This is a genomic window from Bacteroides graminisolvens (assembly GCF_963666085.1).
GTDB lineage: Bacteria > Bacteroidota > Bacteroidia > Bacteroidales > Bacteroidaceae > Bacteroides > Bacteroides graminisolvens.
In genome coordinates, this window is the sequence record NZ_OY762556.1 from 2,034,314 (window position 1) to 2,057,513 (window position 23,200).

Annotated in this window: 22 protein-coding genes, 2 tRNA genes and 1 pseudogene; 14 read left to right on the top strand and 11 right to left on the bottom strand. The window is 39.8% G+C overall.

All coding sequences use genetic code 11. The features are described from left to right. Positions 1-20: 20 nt before the first annotated feature. The gene (gene tilS, locus ACKPCE_RS08345) at positions 21-1,307 is read right to left on the bottom strand and encodes a tRNA lysidine(34) synthetase TilS (protein WP_319504829.1); all 1,287 of its coding nucleotides are present in this window, start codon (positions 1,305-1,307) and stop codon (positions 21-23) included. Positions 1,308-1,435: 128 nt separating this feature from the next. Between tilS and feoB the strand changes: the two genes are divergently transcribed. The 7 genes and pseudogenes from feoB to ACKPCE_RS08380 all read left to right on the top strand — a co-directional run bounded on the left by feoB (position 1,436) and on the right by ACKPCE_RS08380 (position 7,933). Then, positions 1,436-4,051, top strand: a complete 2,616-nt coding sequence (feoB, locus tag ACKPCE_RS08350; protein ID WP_407655030.1) for a ferrous iron transport protein B — start codon at positions 1,436-1,438, stop codon at positions 4,049-4,051. Then, positions 4,048-4,260 (top strand): hypothetical protein, encoded by a 213-nt coding sequence (locus tag ACKPCE_RS08355; protein ID WP_407654959.1) that lies wholly within the window; start codon positions 4,048-4,050, stop codon positions 4,258-4,260. Before feoB ends, ACKPCE_RS08355 begins: the two co-directional genes overlap by 4 nt. Before the next feature lie 50 nt (positions 4,261-4,310). Next, positions 4,311-4,381 (top strand) — tRNA-Cys (locus ACKPCE_RS08360). 110 nt (positions 4,382-4,491) lie between these two features. After that, entirely contained in the window at positions 4,492-5,232 is a 741-nt protein-coding gene (locus tag ACKPCE_RS08365) for a Fic family protein (RefSeq protein ID WP_319504830.1), read from the top strand. A 2-nt stretch (positions 5,233-5,234) separates the two neighbouring features. Further along, on the top strand, positions 5,235-5,996 hold the full coding sequence (locus tag ACKPCE_RS08370) for a Fic family protein (protein WP_319504831.1): 762 nt from the start codon (positions 5,235-5,237) through the stop codon (positions 5,994-5,996). Positions 5,997-6,230: 234 nt separating this feature from the next. Continuing rightward, a pseudogene (locus ACKPCE_RS08375) lies at positions 6,231-6,554 on the top strand (TIGR02391 family protein); the annotation flags it as partial. A 239-nt stretch (positions 6,555-6,793) separates the two neighbouring features. Next, entirely contained in the window at positions 6,794-7,933 is a 1,140-nt protein-coding gene (locus ACKPCE_RS08380; RefSeq protein ID WP_319504832.1) for a DUF4062 domain-containing protein, read from the top strand. A gap of 301 nt (positions 7,934-8,234) precedes the next feature. Here the strand turns inward: ACKPCE_RS08380 and ACKPCE_RS08385 are convergent, their stop codons facing one another. The 3 genes from ACKPCE_RS08385 to ACKPCE_RS08395 are packed head-to-tail and all read right to left on the bottom strand — an operon-like array spanning position 8,235 to position 10,492. Then, positions 8,235-9,758: an RNA-directed DNA polymerase gene (locus ACKPCE_RS08385; protein WP_319504833.1), complete on the bottom strand. Its 1,524-nt coding sequence runs from the start codon at positions 9,756-9,758 to the stop codon at positions 8,235-8,237. Positions 9,759-9,780: 22 nt separating this feature from the next. Continuing rightward, positions 9,781-10,218: a hypothetical protein gene (locus ACKPCE_RS08390; protein WP_319504834.1), complete on the bottom strand. Its 438-nt coding sequence runs from the start codon at positions 10,216-10,218 to the stop codon at positions 9,781-9,783. A gap of 1 nt (position 10,219) precedes the next feature. Then, positions 10,220-10,492, bottom strand: a complete 273-nt coding sequence (locus ACKPCE_RS08395) for an ECs_2282 family putative zinc-binding protein (protein ID WP_319504835.1) — start codon at positions 10,490-10,492, stop codon at positions 10,220-10,222. A gap of 1,436 nt (positions 10,493-11,928) precedes the next feature. Here ACKPCE_RS08395 and ACKPCE_RS08400 point away from each other — a divergent pair. The 5 genes from ACKPCE_RS08400 (at position 11,929) to ACKPCE_RS08420 (ending at position 17,557) form a co-directional block, all read left to right on the top strand. Beyond that, the gene (locus ACKPCE_RS08400; RefSeq protein WP_319504836.1) at positions 11,929-12,432 is read left to right on the top strand and encodes a DUF2867 domain-containing protein; all 504 of its coding nucleotides are present in this window, start codon (positions 11,929-11,931) and stop codon (positions 12,430-12,432) included. A gap of 99 nt (positions 12,433-12,531) precedes the next feature. Then, positions 12,532-13,551 carry a sensor histidine kinase gene (locus tag ACKPCE_RS08405; protein ID WP_319504837.1) on the top strand — a complete coding sequence of 340 codons (1,020 nt, stop codon included), beginning with the start codon at positions 12,532-12,534 and terminating at the stop codon, positions 13,549-13,551. After that, a complete protein-coding gene (locus tag ACKPCE_RS08410) occupies positions 13,548-14,240 on the top strand; it encodes a LytR/AlgR family response regulator transcription factor (RefSeq protein ID WP_319504838.1) in 693 nt (230 codons plus the stop codon). Before ACKPCE_RS08405 ends, ACKPCE_RS08410 begins: the two co-directional genes overlap by 4 nt. Positions 14,241-14,257: 17 nt before the next feature. Continuing rightward, positions 14,258-15,106 carry an MBL fold metallo-hydrolase gene (locus ACKPCE_RS08415; RefSeq protein WP_319504839.1) on the top strand — a complete coding sequence of 283 codons (849 nt, stop codon included), beginning with the start codon at positions 14,258-14,260 and terminating at the stop codon, positions 15,104-15,106. A 138-nt stretch (positions 15,107-15,244) separates the two neighbouring features. Next, complete coding sequence (locus ACKPCE_RS08420) at positions 15,245-17,557, top strand: outer membrane beta-barrel protein (protein ID WP_319504840.1); 2,313 nt, start codon at positions 15,245-15,247, stop codon at positions 17,555-17,557. Positions 17,558-17,624: 67 nt separating this feature from the next. Here ACKPCE_RS08420 and ACKPCE_RS08425 read toward each other — a convergent pair. Beyond that, a tRNA-Thr gene (locus ACKPCE_RS08425) sits at positions 17,625-17,698 on the bottom strand. 130 nt (positions 17,699-17,828) lie between these two features. On the opposite strand from ACKPCE_RS08425, the gene ACKPCE_RS08430 reads away from it, so the two are divergent. Beyond that, positions 17,829-18,389 (top strand): TlpA family protein disulfide reductase, encoded by a 561-nt coding sequence (locus tag ACKPCE_RS08430; protein ID WP_319504841.1) that lies wholly within the window; start codon positions 17,829-17,831, stop codon positions 18,387-18,389. Here the strand turns inward: ACKPCE_RS08430 and ACKPCE_RS08435 are convergent. Next, entirely contained in the window at positions 18,382-19,110 is a 729-nt protein-coding gene (locus ACKPCE_RS08435) for a class I SAM-dependent methyltransferase (RefSeq protein ID WP_319504842.1), read from the bottom strand. The two genes, ACKPCE_RS08430 and ACKPCE_RS08435, sit on opposite strands and share 8 nt — an antisense overlap. A gap of 101 nt (positions 19,111-19,211) precedes the next feature. Between ACKPCE_RS08435 and ACKPCE_RS08440 the strand changes: the two genes are divergently transcribed. Continuing rightward, positions 19,212-19,400 (top strand): hypothetical protein, encoded by a 189-nt coding sequence (locus ACKPCE_RS08440; RefSeq protein ID WP_276994018.1) that lies wholly within the window; start codon positions 19,212-19,214, stop codon positions 19,398-19,400. Positions 19,401-19,465: 65 nt separating this feature from the next. Here the strand turns inward: ACKPCE_RS08440 and ACKPCE_RS08445 are convergent, their stop codons facing one another. The 5 genes from ACKPCE_RS08445 to ACKPCE_RS08465 are packed head-to-tail and all read right to left on the bottom strand — an operon-like array spanning position 19,466 to position 23,199. After that, positions 19,466-19,843, bottom strand: a complete 378-nt coding sequence (locus ACKPCE_RS08445; protein ID WP_276963106.1) for a VOC family protein — start codon at positions 19,841-19,843, stop codon at positions 19,466-19,468. 19 nt (positions 19,844-19,862) lie between these two features. Beyond that, positions 19,863-21,083 (bottom strand): DUF4468 domain-containing protein, encoded by a 1,221-nt coding sequence (locus ACKPCE_RS08450; protein ID WP_319504843.1) that lies wholly within the window; start codon positions 21,081-21,083, stop codon positions 19,863-19,865. 8 nt (positions 21,084-21,091) lie between these two features. Beyond that, positions 21,092-21,823 (bottom strand): MBL fold metallo-hydrolase, encoded by a 732-nt coding sequence (locus tag ACKPCE_RS08455; RefSeq protein ID WP_319504844.1) that lies wholly within the window; start codon positions 21,821-21,823, stop codon positions 21,092-21,094. Positions 21,824-21,835: 12 nt separating this feature from the next. Then, positions 21,836-22,483 carry a pyridoxamine 5'-phosphate oxidase gene (gene pdxH / locus ACKPCE_RS08460; protein ID WP_319504845.1) on the bottom strand — a complete coding sequence of 216 codons (648 nt, stop codon included), beginning with the start codon at positions 22,481-22,483 and terminating at the stop codon, positions 21,836-21,838. A gap of 11 nt (positions 22,484-22,494) precedes the next feature. Next, the gene (locus ACKPCE_RS08465; protein WP_027317911.1) at positions 22,495-23,199 is read right to left on the bottom strand and encodes a pirin family protein; all 705 of its coding nucleotides are present in this window, start codon (positions 23,197-23,199) and stop codon (positions 22,495-22,497) included. Position 23,200 lies beyond the last annotated feature (1 nt).

The window sequence follows — 23,200 nt, forward strand, 5'->3', positions numbered from 1 at the left end:
TTATTGGCAAACCGATAAAATTACTCTTGTTTCCCTAGTTTGGCTATTATTACTTTTTGGGTGGAGTCGTCAATACGGAAGCGATTGTCGGTTCTTTCACCGATAAGCCAAGCTATCTGATCATTGCAAGATAATACCCACTGCTGCTCCTTTTTGAGCAATGAGAACTTACTGTCAGTCATGAAGTCGCTAACTAGTTTTTTCCCCTTCATACCAAAAGGAATGAAATAATCGCCTTTCTCCCATTTCCTGATGGAAATAACCCCTTTGAATTTGTTGGCGTCAAAGCAGGCTGTGTTTTTATCCTTGGGTATGACGAATTCTTTGGTGAGAAGAACTTCTTCAAAAATAATTTCTGGTTTATTGTTGGCCGTTTTCACTCTTTCAATCAAAAGAAACTCTCTGTCTTTCACTACCTGCCACTGGCTGCTTATAAACCGTTTACCCGGCTGTCCGTTCAGTGACCCGTATACCTCCTCAACCTGCGTAGAGTTGAACCCCAGCGGAAACAATACTTCGAATAGTAAAGCCTGAGGAGCAGGCTCATTCATTAATTTCTCAATGCTGATTTCTTTTCCGGGAGTTATAAAGATACGGTCTATGCTTTCTTTGATGGCCTGTTGGTAAATCTTTGAAATATCGTTCAGGTAAGAGGATGTTTTGATTAATCCGTCTTTCACCGAAGGGTTAATCTCTTCCATTAAAGGCAGGAGATTCAAACGGATTTTGTTACGCGTGTATTCATCCTCCAGATTCGTACTGTCGGTAACATAAGTCTGATTCATGCGGTGCAGATATTCCACCACCTCCTGGCGTGAAGCGCAAAGTAAGGGACGCACTACGTTTCCATTTTTCGGTCGGATGCCCAATAAACCATTGATGCCCGTGCCACGAATCAAATTGAGCAACATGGTCTCAACGCTATCATCCTTGTGATGAGCGACGGCAACTACACTACATGTTGACTCCTCGCGGATTTTGGAAAACCAATTATACCGCAATTCCCGGGCAGCCATCTCAATGGAAATACTTTGTTGAGCAGCATACCGACGCGTCTCGAAGTGAATGGAATGACACTTGATGTTCAAAGACCGGCAAAAGTTGCGTACGAAATCCTCGTCTCTGTCAGATTCCTCACCTCTCAGTTCAAAATTACAATGAGCAGCTTCACAATGATAGCCCAATGTGATCAATATACGGGTTAACGCTACCGAGTCGGCACCGCCACTCAGCGCAACGAGAATTTTGTCCTGTTTAGAAAACAAATCTTCTTTCTCGATGAACTCCTTAACCTTTTTCATTAACATAGTGCAAATATAATTCTTTTGAATTGATAAAGATTGCTTCAATGCTATTTAAAAACAATCTAAATAATTTGTTTCAAAGCAACTTATGCTCTATCTTTGCCCACATTAAGTTTTTGAAGGAATTAGGTATGCGTTTATCCGAACTCAAAACAGGAGAAAAGGGAGTTATCATTAAGGTATTAGGGCACGGCGGTTTTCGCAAGCGTATCATCGAGATGGGCTTTATCAAAGGAAAAACCGTGGAAGTCATGCTGAATGCCCCTTTGAAAGATCCTATAAAATATAAAGTTCTGGGCTACGAAGTTTCTTTGCGCAGGCAAGAAGCCGAGATGGTTGAGGTACTCACAGAGGAAGAAGCACGCGGCTTGCGGCTTGAACGCAGGCACAGACGAAGAAGAATGCATTGTGTAAATGCTCTTCATCCCCTTGCGCCCAGGTTTCATTACCACCAACATGCAAGTTTCAGGCGTGATAATCCGTTTCGATTTGACTGCAGAGGCTTTCAACGTGACCAATTGTTAGGCACGATTTCCGAAGATACCTTTCGCTCTGAAGAGAAGCTCAAGAAATTAGCTTTGGGTAAACGCCGTACCATCAACGTAGCTTTGGTGGGTAACCCTAATTGCGGCAAAACATCTCTGTTTAATTTGGCATCCGGTGCCCATGAACATGTGGGGAACTATAGCGGTGTGACGGTTGATGCCAAAGAAGGCTATTTTGATTTTGAAGGTTACCATTTTAAAATAGTCGATTTACCCGGAACTTATTCACTCTCAGCCTATACTCCCGAAGAGCTATATGTGAGACGCCACATTATTGATGAAACCCCTGACGTTATCATCAATGTGGTCGATGCGTCGAATCTAGAGAGAAACCTCTACCTTACCACACAACTCATTGATATGAATGTGCGCATGGTCATTGCGCTTAATATGTATGATGAACTGGAAGCAAGCGGCAACAAACTCGACCATCATTTGCTGAGCAAACTTTTTGGTGTGCCTATGGTGCCAACGGTTTGCAAGAAACAAAAGGGGATAGACCGCCTTTTCCACATCATTATCAACTTGTATGAAGGAGCTGATTTTCTCGATAAGAAAGGAAATATAAATCCTGAGGTTGCCAAGGAATTACAAGATTGGCATCGGGCTCATGTTGACGAGAACAACCATGAAGAACACATGGAAGACTATGTGAAGCAGGAAAAACCTCATCAAAATGTGTTCAGGCATATTCACATCAACCACGGAGCCGATTTGGAGAAAGCGATTGCTTATGTAAAGGAGGAAGTCTCGAAGAACGAATCGATCCGTCACAAATACTCAACCCGTTTTCTCTCCATTAAATTGTTGGAAAACGATCGCGAAATAGAAAAAGTCATTCAAACGTTACCCAACGCAGGCGAAATAATTCGTAAGCGAGATAAGGCGGCACGACAGATTAATGCAACGCTCAATGAAGATAGCGAATCGGCAATTATGGATGCCAAATATGGCTTCATCAGTGGCGCCTTGAAAGAAACCTTTACGGATAGCCATCAGGAACAACAGCAATTTACGAAAGTGCTCGATTCCATTGTAACGCATCGCGTGTGGGGGTATCCGTTGTTTTTGCTGTTTATGTATCTCATGTTCGAAAGTACTTTTGTGCTGGGCGAATATCCGATGATGGCTATTGAATGGATGGTTGCATCGTTGGGCACGCTCATACAAAACAACATGGGTGAAGGACCTCTGAAAGACATGTTGATTGACGGCATCATAGGCGGGGTAGGAGGTGTTATCGTATTTCTGCCCAACATTCTGATTCTGTATTTCTGTATTTCGTTGATGGAAGATTCAGGCTACATGGCTCGTGCTGCATTTATTATGGATAAGATTATGCACAAGATGGGGCTTCACGGCAAGTCATTTATTCCTTTGTTGATGGGATTTGGCTGTAACGTGCCGGCAGTGATGGCAACGCGAACCATTGAGAACCGGAAAAGCCGCATTATCACGATGTTGGTTAATCCGTTGATGTCGTGTAGTGCACGTTTGCCCATATACTTGGTGTTGGTAGGCGCTTTCTTTCCGCATTCTGCAGGTTTGGTACTTTTCAGTATTTACTTGGTGGGTATCTTCCTGGCAGTGGTAATTGCCCGAATCTTCAGCCGTTTTTTGGTTAAAGGAAATGATACACCCTTTGTGATGGAACTTCCGCCTTACCGCATGCCCACGTTGAAAGCCATTATGCGCCACACGTGGAGTAAAGGAGAGCAATACCTCAAGAAAATGGGAGGCATCATTATGATTGCTTCTATTATTATATGGTTTTTGGGTTATTACCCCAGTCATGAAAACTACGATACGCAGGCGGAACAACAAGAAAATTCCTATATCGGTCAGATAGGGAAAGTGGTTGAACCGGTTTTGGAGCCCTTGGGTTTTGACTGGAAACTAAGTATCGGTCTGTTCTCGGGTATGGGAGCGAAAGAGTTGGTAGTCAGTACTCTGGGAGTGCTTTATACCAATGATGCCGATGCTGACGGTGTTAGTCTGGGCGAACGCATTCCTATTACCCCCTTAGTAGCTTATTGCTATATGCTTTTTGTGCTGCTTTACTTCCCTTGCATTGCTACACTGGTAGCCATTAAGCAAGAATCCGGAAGTTGGAAGTGGGCTTTGTTTGCGGCCTTTTATACCACGGGATTGGCGTGGGGAGTGGCTTTTGTTGTTTATCAAGTAGGAAGTTTAATAGTATGAATTGGCAATATTGGATCGTTATACTGCTAGTGGGCCTCTGTTTTGCAGAGGTATCCCGGCGCATCTATCTTTTTTTTCGTCGCTCGCAAAGCAGCAATAGTCCTTGTGACAATTGCACAAGTGGTTGTGAATTAAGAGATTTGATGGATAAGAAGAAGAAGGAGTGCAAGGAAAACCAGGCACCTCCAAAGAAAAATTGCTGCGGATAGTTTGGAAGTTTCATAAAAAGTGCTACCTTTGCACCGCAATAGAGAAAAACGGTTCCTTGACCGAGTGGCTAGGTAGCGGTCTGCAAAACCGTCTACGGCGGTTCGAATCCGCCAGGAACCTCACAAAAAGCTTCAAAACTACCTGTAATAGATGGTTTTGAAGCTTTTTCTTTTTAAAGGACTGAAATGGCCTTTGAGAAGCAACATGGAAAACTCTAAATTTTATGCTGTATGGGACCAGTATTCAACGATGAACAGCGTAAAAAGGCTATCTTTATATTGGAAAGTCCTTTAGCAAAGTTATCAGAACTTTATTCCGCTGAGATAAAGGACTTGGCAGTGCTGTGGTGCTATTATTCAGGAAAAATAGAAGGAAACACCTATACTTATGTTGAAACAGAAGCATTACTGAAAGACGGCATCACTTCTGAAAAAAGATATGAAGATGCCAAGATGCTTAAAAACCTCTACAACGCTTTTACTTCTGAATTGGAATATATTCATAAATTCCAAAATCAAGAAATCATAAACGAGGCAACTCTTTTTCGTATACATCAATTTATTTCTACCGGTTTGGTTTCTAATGAAGAGTCGGGCTCATTAAGAACACGTGCTGTTCGTATTAGTGGCACTCTTTATACTCCCCCAAAGAATCAGCAAGAGATAAAAAGTAAATTGAACGAAATACTGTTTCAACAAGAAGAGTATGTTAATCCGTTAGAACGAGCCGTGTTTTTGCATTGTAATCTTGCTCGTTTGCAGCCCTTTATTGATGGCAACAAACGTACTGCCAGAATGATTGAGAGCGTGGCTTTGATGAATGCAGATATTATTCCCGTCTATTCAGCAAAAGATGCTGATATCCTTAAATATAGAAAAGCATTGATTGCTTTTTATGAAACAGAAGATTATAGCAGTTACGCTGATTATTTTCTTGATAGGCAGATTGAGCGAATTAAAGAAATAGAATGACTATGAATGAAAATATAAAGAAGTTGCTGATAGAAGTAGATGTGCTCAAAGAGCAGCTATCAACTTTGCGTCCATTGCCCGGAGAAGCGCTGAGGAAGATTCAGGATGCTTTGGATATTGAATATACGTACGAAAGTAATCGTATAGAAGGCAATACTCTTACCTTGCAAGAAACTGCTCTTGTTGTAAACGAAGGGGTTACAATTTCAGGAAAGTCTATGCGCGAACATCTGGAAGCAATCAATCATACCGAAGCTATCAACTACATTAAGGATATTGCTAAACGGGATATAGAGATAAACGAACGCACCATTAAAGAAATACATTCCCTTATTCTTCATGGGATAGATCGTGAGAATGCCGGCAGGTATCGTACTGTTCCCGTTATGATTTCTGGTAGTACATATATGCCACCGCAACCGTATCTAATAGAGAAACAAATGGAAGATTTTATGATCCGGTTTAAGCAGATGGAAGAAGAGAAGGTACATCCAGTTCTTGTAGCCGCTTATCTGCATGATGAGCTGGTACGAATCCACCCGTTTATAGATGGCAATGGCCGTACCTCTCGTTTATTGATGAACTTATACCTTCTTCGAAATGGCTATGTTATTATAACACTGAAAGGTAGTAACGATGCAAAAGTAGGCTATTACAAGGCGTTGGAGAAGTCACATACAGAGCATTTCACAGAAGACTTTCAGCAATTGGTTGTTGAAGCAGAGATAGTAGCTTTGCAGAGGTATTTGTCTATTATGGCTTAATTGTATTCTTTCAAAAGTGTAGAAAAATGTGTGCGATTCTTTTTGCTCAATTTTAGCTGTTCCAATACTTTTTGATATTTTTATAATTGTTTTTATGAAGTAAAAAAACTGTGTTAGTAAAGTTGATGTTCTTATTTACTAGCACAGTCTAGATTGTAGTTCCTTGTTTATAAAAAGATCACTATGAAATAGGCTTAATCTTATTCTTTTTAATAAAAATACAATGATTATTTTCATGCTGTACAAGAATCAATTAAGAGTATTTTAGTCCGAGTTCGAGAGATTTCTTGCCTCTCTACTGATGGAAGAGCTTTAATTCAACAAGCATTTCAATTAACTGCTCCATACATCATAATAAATAATTTTCAAACGAGTTCTGAAAGAAATGAGCAGGAAGGATTTAAAATGATTTGCGAAGGCTTGGTTAGTATGATTAGAAACCCAACAGCTCATGAAGCAAAAATCCATTGGTCAATTACAGAACAGGATGCACTTGAAACATTATCTATGCTTTCTTATATACATAGAAAGTTAGACACAACCCATCGTATAAGGTAATAGACAAGGATTAAATTCTTTCAGATTACGATAAGTAATGATAGATTGAATTTTCTAAATCCACGTTCTTGACAGAAACGCTACAATGGCAAAATCTCCGTAATTCTTTGGCCCCTTGAAGAAAATCACAGGATAGCAGACCTACATTACAGAAATATCTTAATCTTTTTGGCTAAAATGGCTAAGAATCAGTGTCCTTTATTTAACTTTGCATAATTCAAACTTAGTAAATCACATATATGGCAGCATTAAAAGTCTTTATATCATCAACTTGTTATGATTTGAGTATAATTCGTTCTGAGTTAAGAGGGTTTATTTCTAACTTGGGACATGAGCCTATTATGAGTGAATATAATGATATATTATTTGATCCAAGCACTCATACGCATGAGAGTTGCATTTCTGAAATACCGAATTCGGATGTAATAATACTAATCATAGGTTCAAGATTTGGTGGGAAAGCAGTACCTCAAGCAGTCAATAGTATAGATTTTGATAGACTGAAGGCAGCATCTAAGAGTTCAACAATATTAGAAAACCCTGATAGAATATCAATAACTCAAATGGAGATATTGCGGGCAATTGAATCCAATATACCTATCTATGCTTTTGTAGACAGCAAAGTAATGAATGACCATCTGCTATATGAAAAAAATAAAGATAAAGATTTTATTGATAGAATTATATTTCCTTCCATTGATAAAAAGGAAACGGCAATGTACGTTTTTGAATTTATTAATTTCTTGAAACATAGAAATTTTAATAATAGTATTTTTGAATATTCAAAAATTTCTGATATAGAGGATATTTTAAGGAAACAATGGTCTGCACAATTCCAAAGAATGCTTAAGGAACAACGTAAATCTAAAAATGAAAAGATACAATCCAGCTTACTCTTAGAAAGTGTACAAGACCTTAAATCTTTAATACTATCAACAATAAGTACTGACAAGGGAAAGGAAATAGGCAAGGGTGTATTGAAATATAGAAGATTAATTGATTTTGTCATATCGTTAAAGCCATCTGATGAAATAACTTTTTTGAAACAAAATGTAACATGGGAAGAACTCTTAAAACAGTTATCCATAGTAGATATTGTTTCAGTAATAGATAATGATGGTCGTAACCGATGGTTTTTGATAAAGGAAGATGGGACATATTTCAAATTCAGATTGCCAATCAATCTTATTAAAGGATATGAAAGAGATTGGAGCTCATTTAAACAATATGATGAAGGTTTGAAAGGCAGTATTATTGCCTCAATATTAGAAAGTGATGAACGACATATGCCTTCTCTTTTTTATGTTAATAGTCAATTTTCTGATTTTCAGAATCAACAAATGTATCAAATAGTTGAAGAAGAAAAAGAAGAAGACTGATTTCTTATTAGACAAAAGGATTAAAACAAGGATTAAATTTTTGATAAGCTATGATAAGTTGTGATAAGTCGGATTTTCTAAATCCATCTTTCTTGCTAGAAAGGGAGGTCTTCAGCTAATCATTGCAACTATCAGTAAATCAAACAATAAACTCGCAAAGAACCTTAAGGAAAGCTCTAAAGTTATTGAAAATCAATACTTTCGGAGCTTTCTAATTTTAAGAGATGCAAATAGGGGCGGATGCTTTGGTGAATTTTCTACAGAAAAGTCATGCGTGTCAAATTTTACATGTTATAAAAAATCAGATTTTTGCTAATATATCACTCTTTATAAATGAGATTTTTTCTCGCTTTATAGCCTTGTACTCTCCGCTAATATCACTCTCCGACAGAGTTTCGTAAACGAATAGCCAATACCTATCAAATTCGGCTACCGATAAGTCTTTTGCTATTTTTTTTAGTTTTTTTATTCCGTCAGCATTTTTATCTATTCTCATTCTCAAAAAAGTCATTAATAAAAAAATACAATCATTGCTATCTTTTGCATTTTTAAGAATCTGCTTTTCTTTAAATTTATAATTGTACTTAATTGACCAATAAATAGGGAAACTACATGCTTCGTACAGTCTTCGGCTTATGCCTATTTCATATAAATCAGCTCCTATCTGTTTTTTTAAATCAATATTCAATTCAAATCGATCAAAGACATACTCATCCATTAGATGAACTAAATATGGGAACAATAACAATAAATGATGTATCTGCTTTACATAATAGTCTAATGCGTCTTTCCCTAAATATTTTGATGCAATAACTTTTATGGCATAATTTAAAATAGCGGTATTATTATTTTCTAAGGCAAGTTCAATTGCTAAATCAAGAAATGCTCTAAGACGTTTCAATCTCAGAACTTGCTTTTTTTCTTTTGAGTATTCTTCTCCGAAATAAAAATTATTCAACTTATTAATCCAACTTGAATCTGACGGAATAGGTAGACTTACTATTTTGGTTTTTTTGTGATTGAGGCTAAGTTCATATTCTTTCAATTCTTTCGATAAATCTAACAAAAAAGTCTCAGCTTCTTCATATGAACTGACATAGCAGGTGTAGTCATCAATATTGCGAATATATCTATATCCATGCTTCCACAATTTATTATCTACTGATAATAAAATTATTTCTGAAATCAAGTTAGATGAATGCGGTCCAATTAAGATACCATTAGTTTCTTCGTTCTTGATATTTCGGACAAACAAGTCCAACTCATTACACCATTCTCCTGCATCTCTTTTCTCTTTTGCAAGCTTTTTTCCCAATATAGCCCAAGCAATAGAATGAGAATAAATACTCGGAAAACAATTAGAAATATCAGCTTCGACCCGATATCGTTTTTTTATCATTATATCCTCGCAGGGGTCTTTGTCATTGTCAGAATGATTATAATTCATTTCAAATAGAGATTCTTTATCTTTCATCTTTCGCAAATGGATTCTGCTTACTTTATGAGTTTGAGCCGTTAGCTGTTTATTAAAAAAGGACTGCAAATTTACCCAATTACAAGAGATACAATTGCATAAATTAGCATATACGAATGGATTAGGAATGGATAATAATCTTGGGATGTTTATATTTCGCATGCTTTCATATCTGATATAATCTTTGCCTTTTTTCTCGAACGTGGGCTTCCCTAGTTTTATAAAATAGTCATAGAAAGATTCTCCGCTCAAGATTGGCGGTATTTTATCTGCAAAAAGTCCATGAGCTAACAATCCTTTTAAAATCTCATCCTTGTTTATTTCGCTTAAATACTCAATATATGTTTTCATTGCATAAATAGTTTTTCGGTTATCAAAGAGTCAAAACTTGAATCAATTCATTGTCATGCTTAAAGTCATCATCCCAAATGAGTTTGATATTTAACTTAGATGCTCCTTCTGATAGCAATAAGAATATTTCGGAGTTATCTTGTGGATTTAACAACTCATAAGGAAAGTGGTCGTCTCTTGGAATGATATTTTCCATATCGCCCAAATATTCAACTCTAATATTACGAGCAATAGCCTTTCCTGAATTGAATACCTTTAGCACCCGACTACCTTTGTTCCCCTTTACAATATTGCCTCTTATCAGAGCTTTTCTATTTTCAGATTCCTCTTCATTAATCTTTTTCAACTGATAAGCATTTAGTTTTTCTTCTTGTTTTTTCAATCGCTTATCATGTTTAAAATACATTGCAATTGTCAATACAATTGCGAATGCCGATAAAGCTATGCTTATAATATCCATTTCATTTGAATTTTATATTCTTATTTCCTTTGAAGGCTTTCTTGAACATATCTGACAATTCCTTTTGCAAATCATCTTGAACTTCATTTTTTATACCATCAACACTCTCATTGATATTTTCCTGGTTGAATTTGACTAATTCGTCATATCCACCAAAATATTCTCGATTGCACAAATTACATTTAAGATAAGAGCTGTTTTCATTGATGCTAAAATCTTCTCCTCCGCAAGTTGCGCATCTTAATTGGATATTTCTCTGATAGTTGTCTTTCATATTATCTCGTTTGTTATTTATATGACGAATTTATGCTTTTATTTTTGATTTACAACGTTTTTGTATCGAAAATGAAGCCGAATAGGCTCACGGGGATAAAAGCCGTAATTTTCGGCACGAAAACGATTTGAACAAAATTTGGCTCAAAAGATACTTCGTAAGCTCTTTTCTAAGGCCTTGTTCCACTTAGACTTAGAATTGATTCCCATGATAGAGCATGGCTGATGACAACATAATATATCTACGTATTCGTTTGTGTATACTCGCCAGCCAATATTATAGTTGTATTTTTTTTCTGCATTTCTACTGAGCATTCACTATATACTATCTTTGAGATGAAACTATGACATCTTAAATGGAAATCCGGCCTGGCAATACGGAATTGACCGATTGCTTACGATAAACAAAGAACAAAACCAATGAACAGCAACCCCCATTCATCTACCATAAGTTATAAAAACAGAACTCCTCAAAATAGACCAAACTAACCTTTGTGAGGGGAATCTTGAATTTCTAAATCATACCCAATATCCTTCTTATTATTATATATTTAAACGAGTAGAACTAATTTTACAAATATACCCCTTGAGATCATGAATCAGGCAAATCTTGTCAAGAGCAGTTTTATATATTATTAACGAGTAAACAGGGAAGCAACAAGGAGCAGCAAGACTTTGGTAAAACATAACCAACTTTTTGAAAAACATAACCAACTTTTTCAAAAAGATAACCAGCAATTTTAAATCATAAACCGTCTTTTGGGTCGTGAGCAACCGTCTTACGGCCATAACACGGTTGCTCAGGAGCCTTTTGCTACCGTGCAAACCGGCGCGAGACACCGTGTGAATGCAATCATAAATCGTCAAGGCATAAAAAAAGGCAAGAGTACGAACTCCTGCCTTTGCGCCTATAATAATTTGAATATACTATAAGCTTATAAGTACAAAGATAATACATTATCCTGTCAATTCCAAATCATTGTGGTTCTTTTATCAGGTTATTATTAGGGCACAAACCGCGGTGTTTCGAATGTAACGAAAATAGCCAATCCGCAAAATAAATACATAAAGGAACCAACGAAAAGCCTTATATACAAACAATAAACAGCTGTATGCTTATAAGGAATCATCACCAAAAAAGTTGGTGATACTTGGTGATACTTGGTGAGGCTTTTTTTTAGCCAAGTGTCACACTTAAAAAACTGATAATCAATCCGTTGCAAGGTTGGTGATACTTGGTGATACTTTATTTCATACTTTTTATGAGGCCAAAACGACACCTGTACAAGTATCCGTTGGCAGAATTCATGAAGTTAAAAGGGTTATGCCTGAATGACACGATGAGTTTCATCACCGAATTTAGCCCGTTCATGAACTAAATTTGGGAACGGATTGCGACTGATGCATCTTTGTGGCAAAATAACTAATGATAGGTGTATGAGAAAAATTGAAATTGATGAATCCTCTTTTGCTTACGAGGTTTCCAGAAACGTTGACTACAAAGAGTGTTATGAGGTAGGCCCATTCAATCACGGCATATCAATGAAAAGTTGCCTGGAACTGTTTTTTGCTAATCCTAGGTGGATAGATTGGCTTTATAAAATCCGGAGTGTGTTGGTTAAGCCTTTTGGTTTGTCAACAGATACGTATTACGCTGAACCTAACGCCGATATCAAAAAAGGTGATAAATGTGGCTTTCTGCAAGTGTTGGAGTACACGGAAAATGAAATACTGCTGTTCGGTACTGATAAACATTTGGAGGCTTGGTGTTCTGTTTATTGCAAGCCATCTGCCAATGGACTTTATGTTATTAAATGCTCCACTATGGTTTTGTATCATAACTTGCTGGGTAGGGTTTATTTCGCTCTGATTCGTCCGTTTCACTATTTGGTGGTATGTAGCTTGCTTCAAAGAATTCAAAAAAAGGAAAACCTTTTATGATAATAATCTGCTGTAATGCTTTTACTTTTGCTATTCAATTGGTAGCTTTGTGTGAATATTTGTTGCTCGGGTCTCTATAACAAATTAATCTGTTGAAAAATGATGCGTACTCTCAAAATAATCATTCATTCTCTTTTTTGGCTGGTATTCGGACTGTTTAGTCTGCTCATCAATATGGCGCCCCACAGAGAATTACTTTCGGCTATACAACACGCTAATAGTATGTATCTGGTGAATTTCATCTGGGCAATGGCGGTGTTTTACTTCTCGTATTTCATGCTGACGGGCTTTTTTGAAAGGAAACAATTGGTTCGTTATATTCTCTTTTCAGTGGCTTTGAGTGTGGTTGCTTCTGTGTTCTTTTTCGGCATTATCAAATGTTTCTTTGTCGATTTTAATGTGACCGACTGGAGTACTACGGTACCTCCCGTTATCGGTTCCTTTATTATAGCGCAATGTGGTTGCTTGATAAAGGGATTTGAAAACTGGTTTGCGAATATTCAAATGAAGGAACAGATTGAGAAGGAGCATCTTAAAAATGAGTTGGAATTGCTGAAGCTGCAAATAAACCCGCATTTCTTGTTTAATACGCTCAACAACATTGATTCGCTGATCCGGAAATCTCCCGAAGATGCTTCGGATATGCTCATCAAATTGTCGGAAATGTTACGCTATATGATTTACGAAACGCAAACAGCCAAGGTTGCGTTGAAGCAGGAGGTCGACTATCTGAAGCGTTACGTTGACTTGCAACGTGTTCGTTTTACCAAGGAAGAATCTGTGAAGTTTGTTGTGCCCCAAGAATCGGCCATGTCCGGTTTGCAGATTGCTCCGATGTTACTCATCCCTTTGGTGGAAAATGCGTTCAAACATTGTTCGCAAGCAGGACCGATGCCTGTGATTCGGATCACCGTCTCTGTCGATGAAGATGTTTTGGCGTTTGACTGTGTGAATAATTGTCGTGAAAAAGGGGCAACTCCGCAAGTCGTTCGTCCGTTTGCCGGCATTGGTTTGGAAAATGTAAAAAAACGATTGCAGTTGTTATATCCGAACCGATTTGTTTTGGATATTGACAACGGAATGAATACCTTTAGCGTCAAATTAATTATTCGATTATGACCTTGTCGTGCATCCTTGTTGAAGACGAACCACTTGCCGCCGAAAAGCTTAAATTGTTTATTGAAAGAGTGCCTTCTCTCAAATTGATGGGTTCTTTCGAGAATGCGTTTGACGGATTGTGTTTTCTGAATTCGCACGAAGTCGATCTGCTGTTTCTTGATATACAGATGGAGGTGATGACGGGCATTGAGCTGATTGAAAATCTCTCTTGCAAACCGCATGTGATCATCACATCTGCTTATTCTGACTATGCTCTGAAAGGTTATGAACTAAACGTGTCCGATTATTTGCTGAAACCTTATTCGTTTGATCGGTTCTTATCGGCTGTCAACAAGGTGGCCGACGAAGTGAAACTGAAAAGGGAAACGGCTCATGATGTGCCCGGAGCTGCATTATTCATTCGCTCGGAGTACAAATTGGAGAGCATTCCTCTGCACGACATTCTTTATATTGAAGGCATGCAAGGGTATCTGAAAATTTATTTGCCAAACAAAAAGGTGCTGACCAAGCAGAGCTTTAAGAACATCTTAACGATGTTGCCGCCTCACGAGTTTGTACGGGTTCATAAGTCGTACGTGGTTGCGTTAGGCAAAATAACGTCTGTTGTGCAGAATAAAATCAAGATTGGTGAGAAACTGATTCCCGTTGGCGATATGTACAAAAAAGACTTTTACGAAAGTATTATTTAAATTTAATAGAAAGCATTATGCGTATATTTCTGGTGTTGGTTATTACTCTGTTCAACGTGTGTATCAGTGAACTGTTTGCGCAGGGCTCGCAAAACAAGTTGCAAATAACGTATGTTGCCAACGAGGGATACTTGTTGCAAACTCCTCGTCACAAGCTGCTTATCGATGCTCTTTTTACTGAAAGCTACGGTCTTTTTGATGTGCCCGGTAAAGATACGATTGATGCGATTCTCAATGGACGTGCTCCTTTTGATAACGTCGATATGTGTTTGCTCACGCATTATCACAAAGATCATTGCGAACCGTTGCTGATTGAAAAATACCTTAAAAAGTTTCCGGCTATGAAGCTGGTCACGAATAAGAATGCGCTGGTGTTCATTGATGGTGATCGCTTTGGCTTTGTTACGCTGAAGAAACAGTTTTGTGAACAGACTCCTGCGCCGAATGCTTCTTGTTCGCAGGTGGTTAACGGTGTGCAAATTACCGCGCACGGCATGAAGCATTTGTCTTACTACCGTGGAGATGTTGATTTGGAGGAGTACATGTTCAATGTTGCTTATAGCATAGAGGCCGACGGGTTGCGCATCTTTCACTCGGGAGATACCAGCATCGAAAATATGAAAAAGTATTTCGACCGGAATCAGGATGCCGACTTGCATGCCGATGTGGCATTTCTGTATTACGAGATGCTTAACTCGGTTGATGATTTGAAATACATCATCTCTAAGCTGAGGCCTAAGAAGATAATAATAATGCATGTTCCTTTGTACCTGAATGCCCAATGGCAACAAAAAAAAGAGGAGCTGAAAACTGTTTTTCCTGAGCTTTATCTGATGAATAAGGCGGAAACAGTGAGTCTTTATTAAAACGTTCTGAGGTAACTGTTATCACAAAAATCAGGCTTTTTTTTATTTGCGTGCAACTTCCCGCGGGCTTGTTACGTCTAACATTTGTAGCGCGCACAAAAATAAAAATAGAGTATTAACTGGAATAGCCTGATTTTAATGAAAAAGATACTAAGTTTGCTTGTCACCGTATTCGCATGTCAATGTGTGTTGGGCCAGGCACTGCAATTAAAGGGATTGATCATGTCATCATCCAAACAACCTGTTGAATTTGCCAATGTGGTTCTCAGGAATAACGACTCGGTTTTTGTAACGGGGGGTATTACCGATGATAAAGGTCGTTTTAATATGAATAACCTTCACAAAGGAGCCTATAAATTACAAATTTCTTGTCTGGGATACGAAACCAGAACACTGGAACTGAAAGACTTTACCAAAAATATTGATTTGGGGCGTATTGAGATTGACAGTACTTCAATCGCTTTAAATGAGGTAGTGGTAACGGGTGCCAACGTGATTAATAAAGTTGATCGCAAGGTGGTACTTCCCAGTGCCTCTCAACTTAAATCATCGACCAACGGATTTGATTTGCTGCAACGGCTTAATTTGAACCGCATCGACATTGACTTGTTACGCAATGCGGTGTCGGGTGCAGGTGGTGGCGAAGTGCAACTTCGCATCAACGGCGTGAAGGCTAGTGTGGAAGAGATTAAATCGATCCGTCCGGAAGACATTGTCCGCATTGAACATTATGAAGAACCGGGAGCGCGGTATCAAAATGCCGAAGCGGTGATTGATTATATTGTGCGTCGTCGCAACAGTGGGGGATATGTATCTGCCGACCTGAGCAATTCTTTTCAGTTTCCTTTCGGCGACAATAATTTTAATGCCAAACTGAATCACAACAAATCTGAATTTGGCGTATTCTACAGCGGCAGTTACCGTGGCATTGACGAGATGTACCGAAATAATTCGGAGGAGTTTCACATGGCCGACGGCCGAGTGTTGAATCGCATTGAGGAGGGATCACCCGACTGGTGGAAGATGAACTGGCAATACATGCATTTGAATTATAGTTATCAGGAACCTGATAAATGGTTTTTTAATGCAACTGTCCGCAATCAGATCAATGACGTTCCCCGCGAAAATCATACCAGTAAGTTGTATTGGCTTCATCGCTCAAACGAAGCAATGAACATGATCGAGAAATCGTCATCCGAAACGCACATCCCTTCTGTGGACTTGTATTTTCAGTCGAATCTCAAGAATCAGCAATTTTTAATGTTCAATTTGGTGGGAACGTACATTGACACGGGTAAGAAAAGATATTATTCCGAAATGACGGGCAATGAAACTTTAACCGAATTGCTTTCTGACATAGATGGTGATAAGTATTCGGTGATTGGTGAGGGTATTTATGAGAAAGGTTTTAAAAGTGGTAGCCTCAGTGCCGGAATAAAGCATACGCAAAGCTATACGGACAATACGTATACCGGTTCAACCAATGCCGAAAGTACGATGAAGCAAGCGGAGACATACCTGTATGCTGAGTTTAAAGGAAAGGTAAAACGTTTCAATTATTCGTTGGGAATAGGCGGAACACGCTCTTGGATGAGTGCTCAGGGTAACGGGTATCAGGACTATACGTTGCGCCCCACCATTAGTTTGAAGTATAACCTGACCGACAAGTCGTCTATCAAGTATACTGCCAATTTGTATAGCTCTTCTCCGTCTCTTTCTGATCTTGAGAATGTGGAGCAAATAGTTGACTCCATGCAGATTCGTCGCGGAAATAGTCAGCTGAAACCTTACATGGTGTATGCACATTCGTTGAATTATGAAATGAGTAAAGGCATCTTTAACGGTGGTGTGTATGTGGGGCACAGGTATTCTGATAATCCCATCATGGAAAGTACTACGCTGGAAAATGGGAAGTTTGTTCGCAGCATGGAGAACCAAAAGAGCTGGCAACGGTTGAATACGGAAGTTTCTATCTCGGTGAAGCCTTTTAAGGATCTGCTCACCATGAAGTTTAGCGGTGGTATGGCTCATTTTGACAGCAGGGGACTGAACTATCACCACACGTATACCAACTGGTATTACAACGGAACCCTCAATGCTACGTATAAGGCTTGGTCGTTATATGGATATATAAAGAAAGGGCGCAATAATTTGTATGGCGAAACAATGAGTCGCAATGAGAATTTCCATTCCATTGGCATGAACTATCGCCACAAAAGTCTGACGTTGGGTATGATGACGCTGAATCCGTTTACAAAGACTTGGAAAGGTGGAGACGATAACTACAACGCTTTGGCTCCTTCCAAAGAACGTATTTACATCGGAAATCTTTCAAAGATGATGGTATTCTCAGTTTCTTATAACTTTAATTTTGGCCGTAAGTTTAGCTCTGTAGAGAAAAGATTGAATAACGAGGATAAGGACTCGGGAGTATTAGATGCAGGTAAATAAATTGTTTCAGGCAACAGTTAACAACAAAAAACTCTTCAACCATTTTTGATTGAAGAGTTTTTTTATGAGCCTCTTGTCGGATTCGAACCAACGACCCCGAGATTACAAATCACGTGCTCTGGCCAACTGAGCTAAAGAGGCGTTTTCTGTTTTGCGGGTGCGAAGGTACAAACTATTTTTTGATCTTGCAATAGTGCATATACCACAGGTTAGCTATTTGAACTGCTGTTTTCTTTGCTTACATTTGCAAATCAATTAGTTAGATATATCAATGAGAACAAAATTATTTTTTATTTGTAGCTTTTTTCTGCTTTCTGCCCTGGGTTGTGTGTCGGGTCAGCAGAAGAATCAGCAAGGTGTTGAGGCAAAAGCCGACAGTACCGGGTATATTGTTAGGGTAGGTGATGAGGCTCCCGATTTTACGGTGACGCTAACCGATGGGAAACAGGTTACTCTTTCTTCTTTGCGTGGCAAGGTGGTCATGTTACAGTTTACTGCCAGTTGGTGCGGGGTGTGTCGTAAAGAGATGCCTTTCATTGAAAAGGATATATGGCAGAAACATCAAGCGAACGATCGTTTTGTATTGATAGGCATCGACCGTGACGAACCGCTTGATAAGGTTATTGCATTTGGAAAGGCGGTAGGAGTTACTTATCCGTTAGGTCTGGATCCCGGTGCGGATATTTTTGCTAAATATGCTTTGAGGGAATCGGGCATTACACGCAACGTACTGATTGACCGCGACGGACGCATTGTGAAACTGACCCGCTTGTATAACGAAGAGGAGTTTGCTTCGCTGGTTGCTCACATTGATGCCATGCTGACTAAATAGTCAGCTTGGCCAAGTAATCGTAATGTTTTCCTTCTTTGATTAGTTCTGTTTGAAAGCCAAATTCGGAGGCGTACAGACTTAGTGTCTGAAAGTCGATGTACAACCAGTCGAACGTATCACCCTTGATGTTTTTGTATTGCATCTGGAAGTCTATTTCACCGTAATAATCGCCGGCCAGATCAATGACGTAACTGCCGTCTTCTTCCTCAAAAAGATAGCGGAGGTCACTGGAATCCATCAGAATGCAACCGCCCGGGCGAAGCAGTCTTTTCATTGTCTGAAAAAAGATGGGGAGGTTTTCTATTTTACCAATGATGCCCGATCCGTTCATCAATAATAAGATGGTGTCAAACTGTTCGTGAAAGGTTGCGTCGAAAAGATTGACGAGGTGGGCATCTTTTACGCCTCTCTTTTTCATCACTTCAACCGATAAGGCCGATATGTCAATGGCACATACCTCTTTGTTCATCTCTTGCAAGGCCAGTGAGTGGCAACCGCTGCCTGCTCCTACATCCAATATTTTGCCTTCGGCCATTTGCAACGCCGTTTGTTCTATGACAGGCATCTGTTTCAGTCCGCGAAACAAATCCTTTACCGGTATTTCATCTTCATCAAAAAGAGAAGAAAAAACACGCAGACGTCCCGCTTTATGCAGGTTGTAATAGTCGGCTATGGCAGCACCCATGGGGTCCTTATCAGCAGATGGCAAAGAAAAATTCATGTTGATATAATCTGGTTATTTGCGGCAAAGATAGAGAATTATATGCGGGTAAGCAAAAAATGCTTATCTTTGTTGCCTCAATAACTTAAGTGAAGAAAAGTATGGGCATCGAAGATGTAATAGTAGGTGGTTTGGTTTTCAAAGGAAAGAAAGAATCTTCCAATGAGGACAAACCCAAAGTAAAGACTAAGGCCAAAAAGGCGACTTATATTCGTGGGCTTCACGGCTCGGGAGCTGCTAAAATGAAGGCCGAAATTAGAACTAAGCGTGCCAACCGGCATAAAAAGTAATATAAAAAAGAGGCAACTTTTATTTCGATAAAGCTGCCTCTTTTTTTATTTGTCCGGTTGCGTCTTTACTTTACCGGTAAAATTTCAATCCAATAACCGTCGGGGTCATTGATAAAATAAAGCCCCATGTCATGATTTTCGTAACAAACGCAGTTCATCTCTTTGTGAAACTTGCGTACTTCATCGTAATCACCTTCGGTGCGGAAGCACAAATGGCTTTCGTTTTCGCCCAGTTCGTAAGGCTGTGTATGGTCACGCAACCAAGTAAGTTCCAACAGGAAACCGGTGGTGCTGTCGGTTAGGTAAACCAATATAAATGAGCCATCTTTCGCTTCTTTGCGGCGGTGTTCTTTCAAACCCAGCGCTTTTTCGTAAAAGGCTATGCTGCGTTCCAAATCAGTCACGTTGATGTTAAAGTGGTCGAATCTGCTTTTAATTTCCATTATTCGTAAATATTGCTAGTTATTTAACCCATACATTGATGATTTCACCAATGTACATTTTATGTAATTGCTTACCCATCCATTTTTGCTGCAACTCGTTGTTGTTTATTGCTTCGGGGGTGAGCGATTGAGATACTAATTTGCGGCATTCAATGATTAACCATGCCTCTGAGAATGCTTTACTTCCCAGCGGAGTGGTGATTGGAGTGAGTCCGGCACCTTTTACCTTGTCTGTGTCTTTGCCGGAGTTACTACCACAGTATTGCAAAGCATTTCGATATGCTTCCGTATAGAAAGAAAGGGTGTACGTGTCATTCTTTTCCATCAGCTGATAGGTGTAGCGGGTGGGGTTGATGAAACAGTAAGTAACCGGTTTTTCATAAAGGAAGCCCAGTCCGCCCCAGCTGGCTGTCATCATGTTGAACTGGCTGTTGTTGCCTGCAGTGATAAGCATCCAGTCTTCGGAAAGCATTTTTATGATGTTTCCGGGTATTTTATCGGGCGCTATGGCCTTGTAACCGTTGAGGCTTGTGGTTCCCGATGCAGCAGGTGTGTTTGCCGTTACTGCCGGAATAGAACTGACATCGGGCTTTGCTGTTGCAACCTGTACGGCTGCTACTGTTGCTGCGGGAGCTGCTGTTTGTGCAACTGTCGGTGCAGCACCCATGGCCGTTTGCGCGTTGGTTAACAGAGCATCGGCAAAATCAACTGTTTTAATGCGGAACTTTGATAACCCGCGTACCAATTTGCTCTTGTCTTTGTTCAACGCATTTTGATCGGTAATCCATTCTTCGGCTGTGAACTTTTCTTTTTCCTGATATACGTAACGTATCTTTTCTATTTCCAGCAGGCATTTGCCGAATTCGCAGGTGGCAGTAAGCTGGTAGTTTACTATGGTACGATCAAGTGAAAGTGAAGTTGATTTAAAAACAATATATTCTTCACCTGTACCGGCTATCATACCTTTGCTTTTGTCGGCATACACCACACGGCTTTTATTTTTATTCTTTTTCAAACGCTTTTCCATCCACGAAAGCATTTGGTCGTAAACCTGATCTTTAGAGAGACCGGGCAATAACATCTCTTGAGAGAAAACCACTTTGCCGTCTTTCTCAGGAACAGCGCCAACCAGGTATTTACTCGGGTTTTCTTTTTCATCGTCATTATCATCTTGTGCATACGTTAAAGCGGGTATGCAAAGCAGTAGTGTAATGACCAGCAGGTGTGTTAATCGGTTCATATTGATATTTATTTATTGATGTCGAATGTTTCTCCGCGCTGTGTGATGGTTATAAAACGACAACCGTACTTACTGGCAGTTTCTGCAAAAGCATTCCCGCCTTTATAATCTTCACCAAAGTGCATGGGCACAAATATAGAAGTTTTTATTCGTTCTACGAACTGTGTAGCTCCTCTAAAATAATCTTTTCCCAATCTGGAGTCAACGGGAAACATAACAACATCAATAGCGGGGGCTTTGGCCTGCAAAAGTTTGACTTCCGCCAGAAAATCGCCTTCGGCTTTACGTACTTCTTTTTCAGTAGATTCTTCACTCCAGTGCCAGTTGTTCAGGTCGCCGGCATGAAAAATGCGCATTCCTTGCACATCGATGAGATAAGATATGCCGGCGTCGGTTGAGCCGAAAGCCTCTATTCGCAGTCGGTCGTCTTTGTAAACTTGCGATTTGCGGATGTAGTTGCCTTCTGCTTTCGAGGCCTTTTTTTGTGCCAATATGTCTCTCGAAAAAAGGTAAATGATGTCGGGCCGTCTTTCTTTCCAAGCCAGTATGTCGCGATTAAAATGGTCGGCATGGAAGTGGGTTGACAATACATAGATTTTCCCCGGACGCTGTAGCAGGTAGTCGTGCACCACTCCCTGATCGGGGTGTGTTTCCGACGAGTCCTGGTAGTAATCAATGATAATGGTTACTTCTTCGGCTTCAATGGCGAAGCCACTGTGATAAATATAGGTAAGTTTCATTTCTTATAAGTTTTATGGCGCAAGCCGTTCTAGTTTCCAACTGTTGTCCTGAGCCGAAAAGGTATAAAGAAAACGATCGTGCAGTCTGCTGGGGCGTCCCTGCCAAAACTCAATGCGGAGCGGCTCCACCTCGTAACCGCCCCAGTTGGAGGGGCGTTCAGCTTCTTTTCCCACCCAGCGGGCTGCTTCGGCTACAAATTTACGCATAATTTCCATGCGATTGGCTATGGGGCGACTTTGCGGAGAGATGCGAGCACCGATGCGACTTTTGTAGGGCCGTGTTTGAAAATAAGCATCAGATTCTTGCGCACTCACTTTAGCGGCTATTCCTTCTACATGCACTTGGCGTTCGAGTTCATGCCACACAAAGGAAAGAGAAATGTGCGGGTTGTTGGCCAAATGAGTTCCTTTACGACTTTCGTAGTTGGTGTAAAATACAAATTTGCCTTCGCGCAGAGCTTTCAACAAAACAGTGCGGGTAGAAGGAGTACCCTCCGGCGATACGGTTCCTACCAGCACAGCAGTAGGTTCTGCTGTTTGGGCTTCAATGGCTTCATTGAGCCATTTTTCAAATAAAGGAAGAGGATTATCGGGCATGTCGCTGACCTTTAATCCTCCTTTTGCATATTCTTGACGGATGTTCGCCAGATTGATCTTCATTGTTCTGTCTTTTAGAGTGGAACTTCAATAACCAGAAGATGACTTTTCTTTTTAGAAGCAATCTTCACTTGATCGACATCATATATTCCCATGGCATCTCTGCGGTTCAGCGTGGTATTCTCTATTTGTGCTTCACCTTCAATAACGAACACATAAATACCGTTCTGTTTATTGTGCAATGAATAGCTGAAGTCTTGTCCGGCATCAAATGTCCCCATGGAGAACCATGCTTGCTGCAAAAGTGTGCCCGGGGCACTGCCGTCAGGGGCAACAAGGGTGGTCAGTTCATTGGGTTTGAGCAGCTCGCGTATGTTGTAATCATTATAATTGGGTTCGGTATTGCGGGTGTGCGGCAATATCCATATCTGAAGAATCTCCGCATTAACGGAACCATGAGGATTACTCTCGCTGTGGTATATGCCTGTTCCGGCGCTCATAACCTGAATATCTCCGGGGGTAATGATCCGCTCGTTCATTTTACTGTCGCCATGTTTCAACTCTCCTTTCAGAGGAATGGTTACAATCTCCATGTTTTTGTGGGGATGAGTATCAAAGCCCGTTTCGGGGGCAATGATGTCATCATTCAATACCCGCAGCGCACCAAATCCCATTTTCTCGGGATTGTAATAGTTGCCAAAGCTGAAACTATGATAACTATCGAGCCATTCGTAAAGTGAATGGCCCCGTTTGTTACTCCTGTCTATAATTGTTTTCATA

Excerpts from the sequence above, each read along its gene's own strand:
- ACKPCE_RS08435 (WP_319504842.1), bottom strand. The coding sequence starts at position 19,110 with ATGAATTTTTCTTTGCCATCTGCTGATAAGGACCCCATGGGTGCTGCC.
- ACKPCE_RS08415 (WP_319504839.1), top strand. The coding sequence starts at position 14,258 with ATGCGTATATTTCTGGTGTTGGTTATTACTCTGTTCAACGTGTGTATC.
- ACKPCE_RS08420 (WP_319504840.1), top strand. The coding sequence starts at position 15,245 with ATGAAAAAGATACTAAGTTTGCTTGTCACCGTATTCGCATGTCAATGT.
- ACKPCE_RS08380 (WP_319504832.1), top strand. The coding sequence starts at position 6,794 with ATGGCAGCATTAAAAGTCTTTATATCATCAACTTGTTATGATTTGAGT.
- ACKPCE_RS08430 (WP_319504841.1), top strand. The coding sequence starts at position 17,829 with ATGAGAACAAAATTATTTTTTATTTGTAGCTTTTTTCTGCTTTCTGCC.
- ACKPCE_RS08450 (WP_319504843.1), bottom strand. The coding sequence starts at position 21,083 with ATGAACCGATTAACACACCTGCTGGTCATTACACTACTGCTTTGCATA.
- ACKPCE_RS08445 (WP_276963106.1), bottom strand. The coding sequence starts at position 19,843 with ATGGAAATTAAAAGCAGATTCGACCACTTTAACATCAACGTGACTGAT.
- ACKPCE_RS08395 (WP_319504835.1), bottom strand. The coding sequence starts at position 10,492 with ATGAAAGACAACTATCAGAGAAATATCCAATTAAGATGCGCAACTTGC.
- ACKPCE_RS08465 (WP_027317911.1), bottom strand. The coding sequence starts at position 23,199 with ATGAAAACAATTATAGACAGGAGTAACAAACGGGGCCATTCACTTTAC.
- ACKPCE_RS08365 (WP_319504830.1), top strand. The coding sequence starts at position 4,492 with ATGGGACCAGTATTCAACGATGAACAGCGTAAAAAGGCTATCTTTATA.
- ACKPCE_RS08455 (WP_319504844.1), bottom strand. The coding sequence starts at position 21,823 with ATGAAACTTACCTATATTTATCACAGTGGCTTCGCCATTGAAGCCGAA.
- ACKPCE_RS08355 (WP_407654959.1), top strand. The coding sequence starts at position 4,048 with ATGAATTGGCAATATTGGATCGTTATACTGCTAGTGGGCCTCTGTTTT.
- ACKPCE_RS08390 (WP_319504834.1), bottom strand. The coding sequence starts at position 10,218 with ATGGATATTATAAGCATAGCTTTATCGGCATTCGCAATTGTATTGACA.
- ACKPCE_RS08440 (WP_276994018.1), top strand. The coding sequence starts at position 19,212 with ATGGGCATCGAAGATGTAATAGTAGGTGGTTTGGTTTTCAAAGGAAAG.
- tilS (WP_319504829.1), bottom strand. The coding sequence starts at position 1,307 with ATGTTAATGAAAAAGGTTAAGGAGTTCATCGAGAAAGAAGATTTGTTT.
- ACKPCE_RS08385 (WP_319504833.1), bottom strand. The coding sequence starts at position 9,758 with ATGAAAACATATATTGAGTATTTAAGCGAAATAAACAAGGATGAGATT.
- pdxH (WP_319504845.1), bottom strand. The coding sequence starts at position 22,483 with ATGAAGATCAATCTGGCGAACATCCGTCAAGAATATGCAAAAGGAGGA.
- ACKPCE_RS08370 (WP_319504831.1), top strand. The coding sequence starts at position 5,235 with ATGAATGAAAATATAAAGAAGTTGCTGATAGAAGTAGATGTGCTCAAA.
- ACKPCE_RS08405 (WP_319504837.1), top strand. The coding sequence starts at position 12,532 with ATGATGCGTACTCTCAAAATAATCATTCATTCTCTTTTTTGGCTGGTA.
- ACKPCE_RS08410 (WP_319504838.1), top strand. The coding sequence starts at position 13,548 with ATGACCTTGTCGTGCATCCTTGTTGAAGACGAACCACTTGCCGCCGAA.
- ACKPCE_RS08400 (WP_319504836.1), top strand. The coding sequence starts at position 11,929 with ATGAGAAAAATTGAAATTGATGAATCCTCTTTTGCTTACGAGGTTTCC.
- feoB (WP_407655030.1), top strand. The coding sequence starts at position 1,436 with ATGCGTTTATCCGAACTCAAAACAGGAGAAAAGGGAGTTATCATTAAG.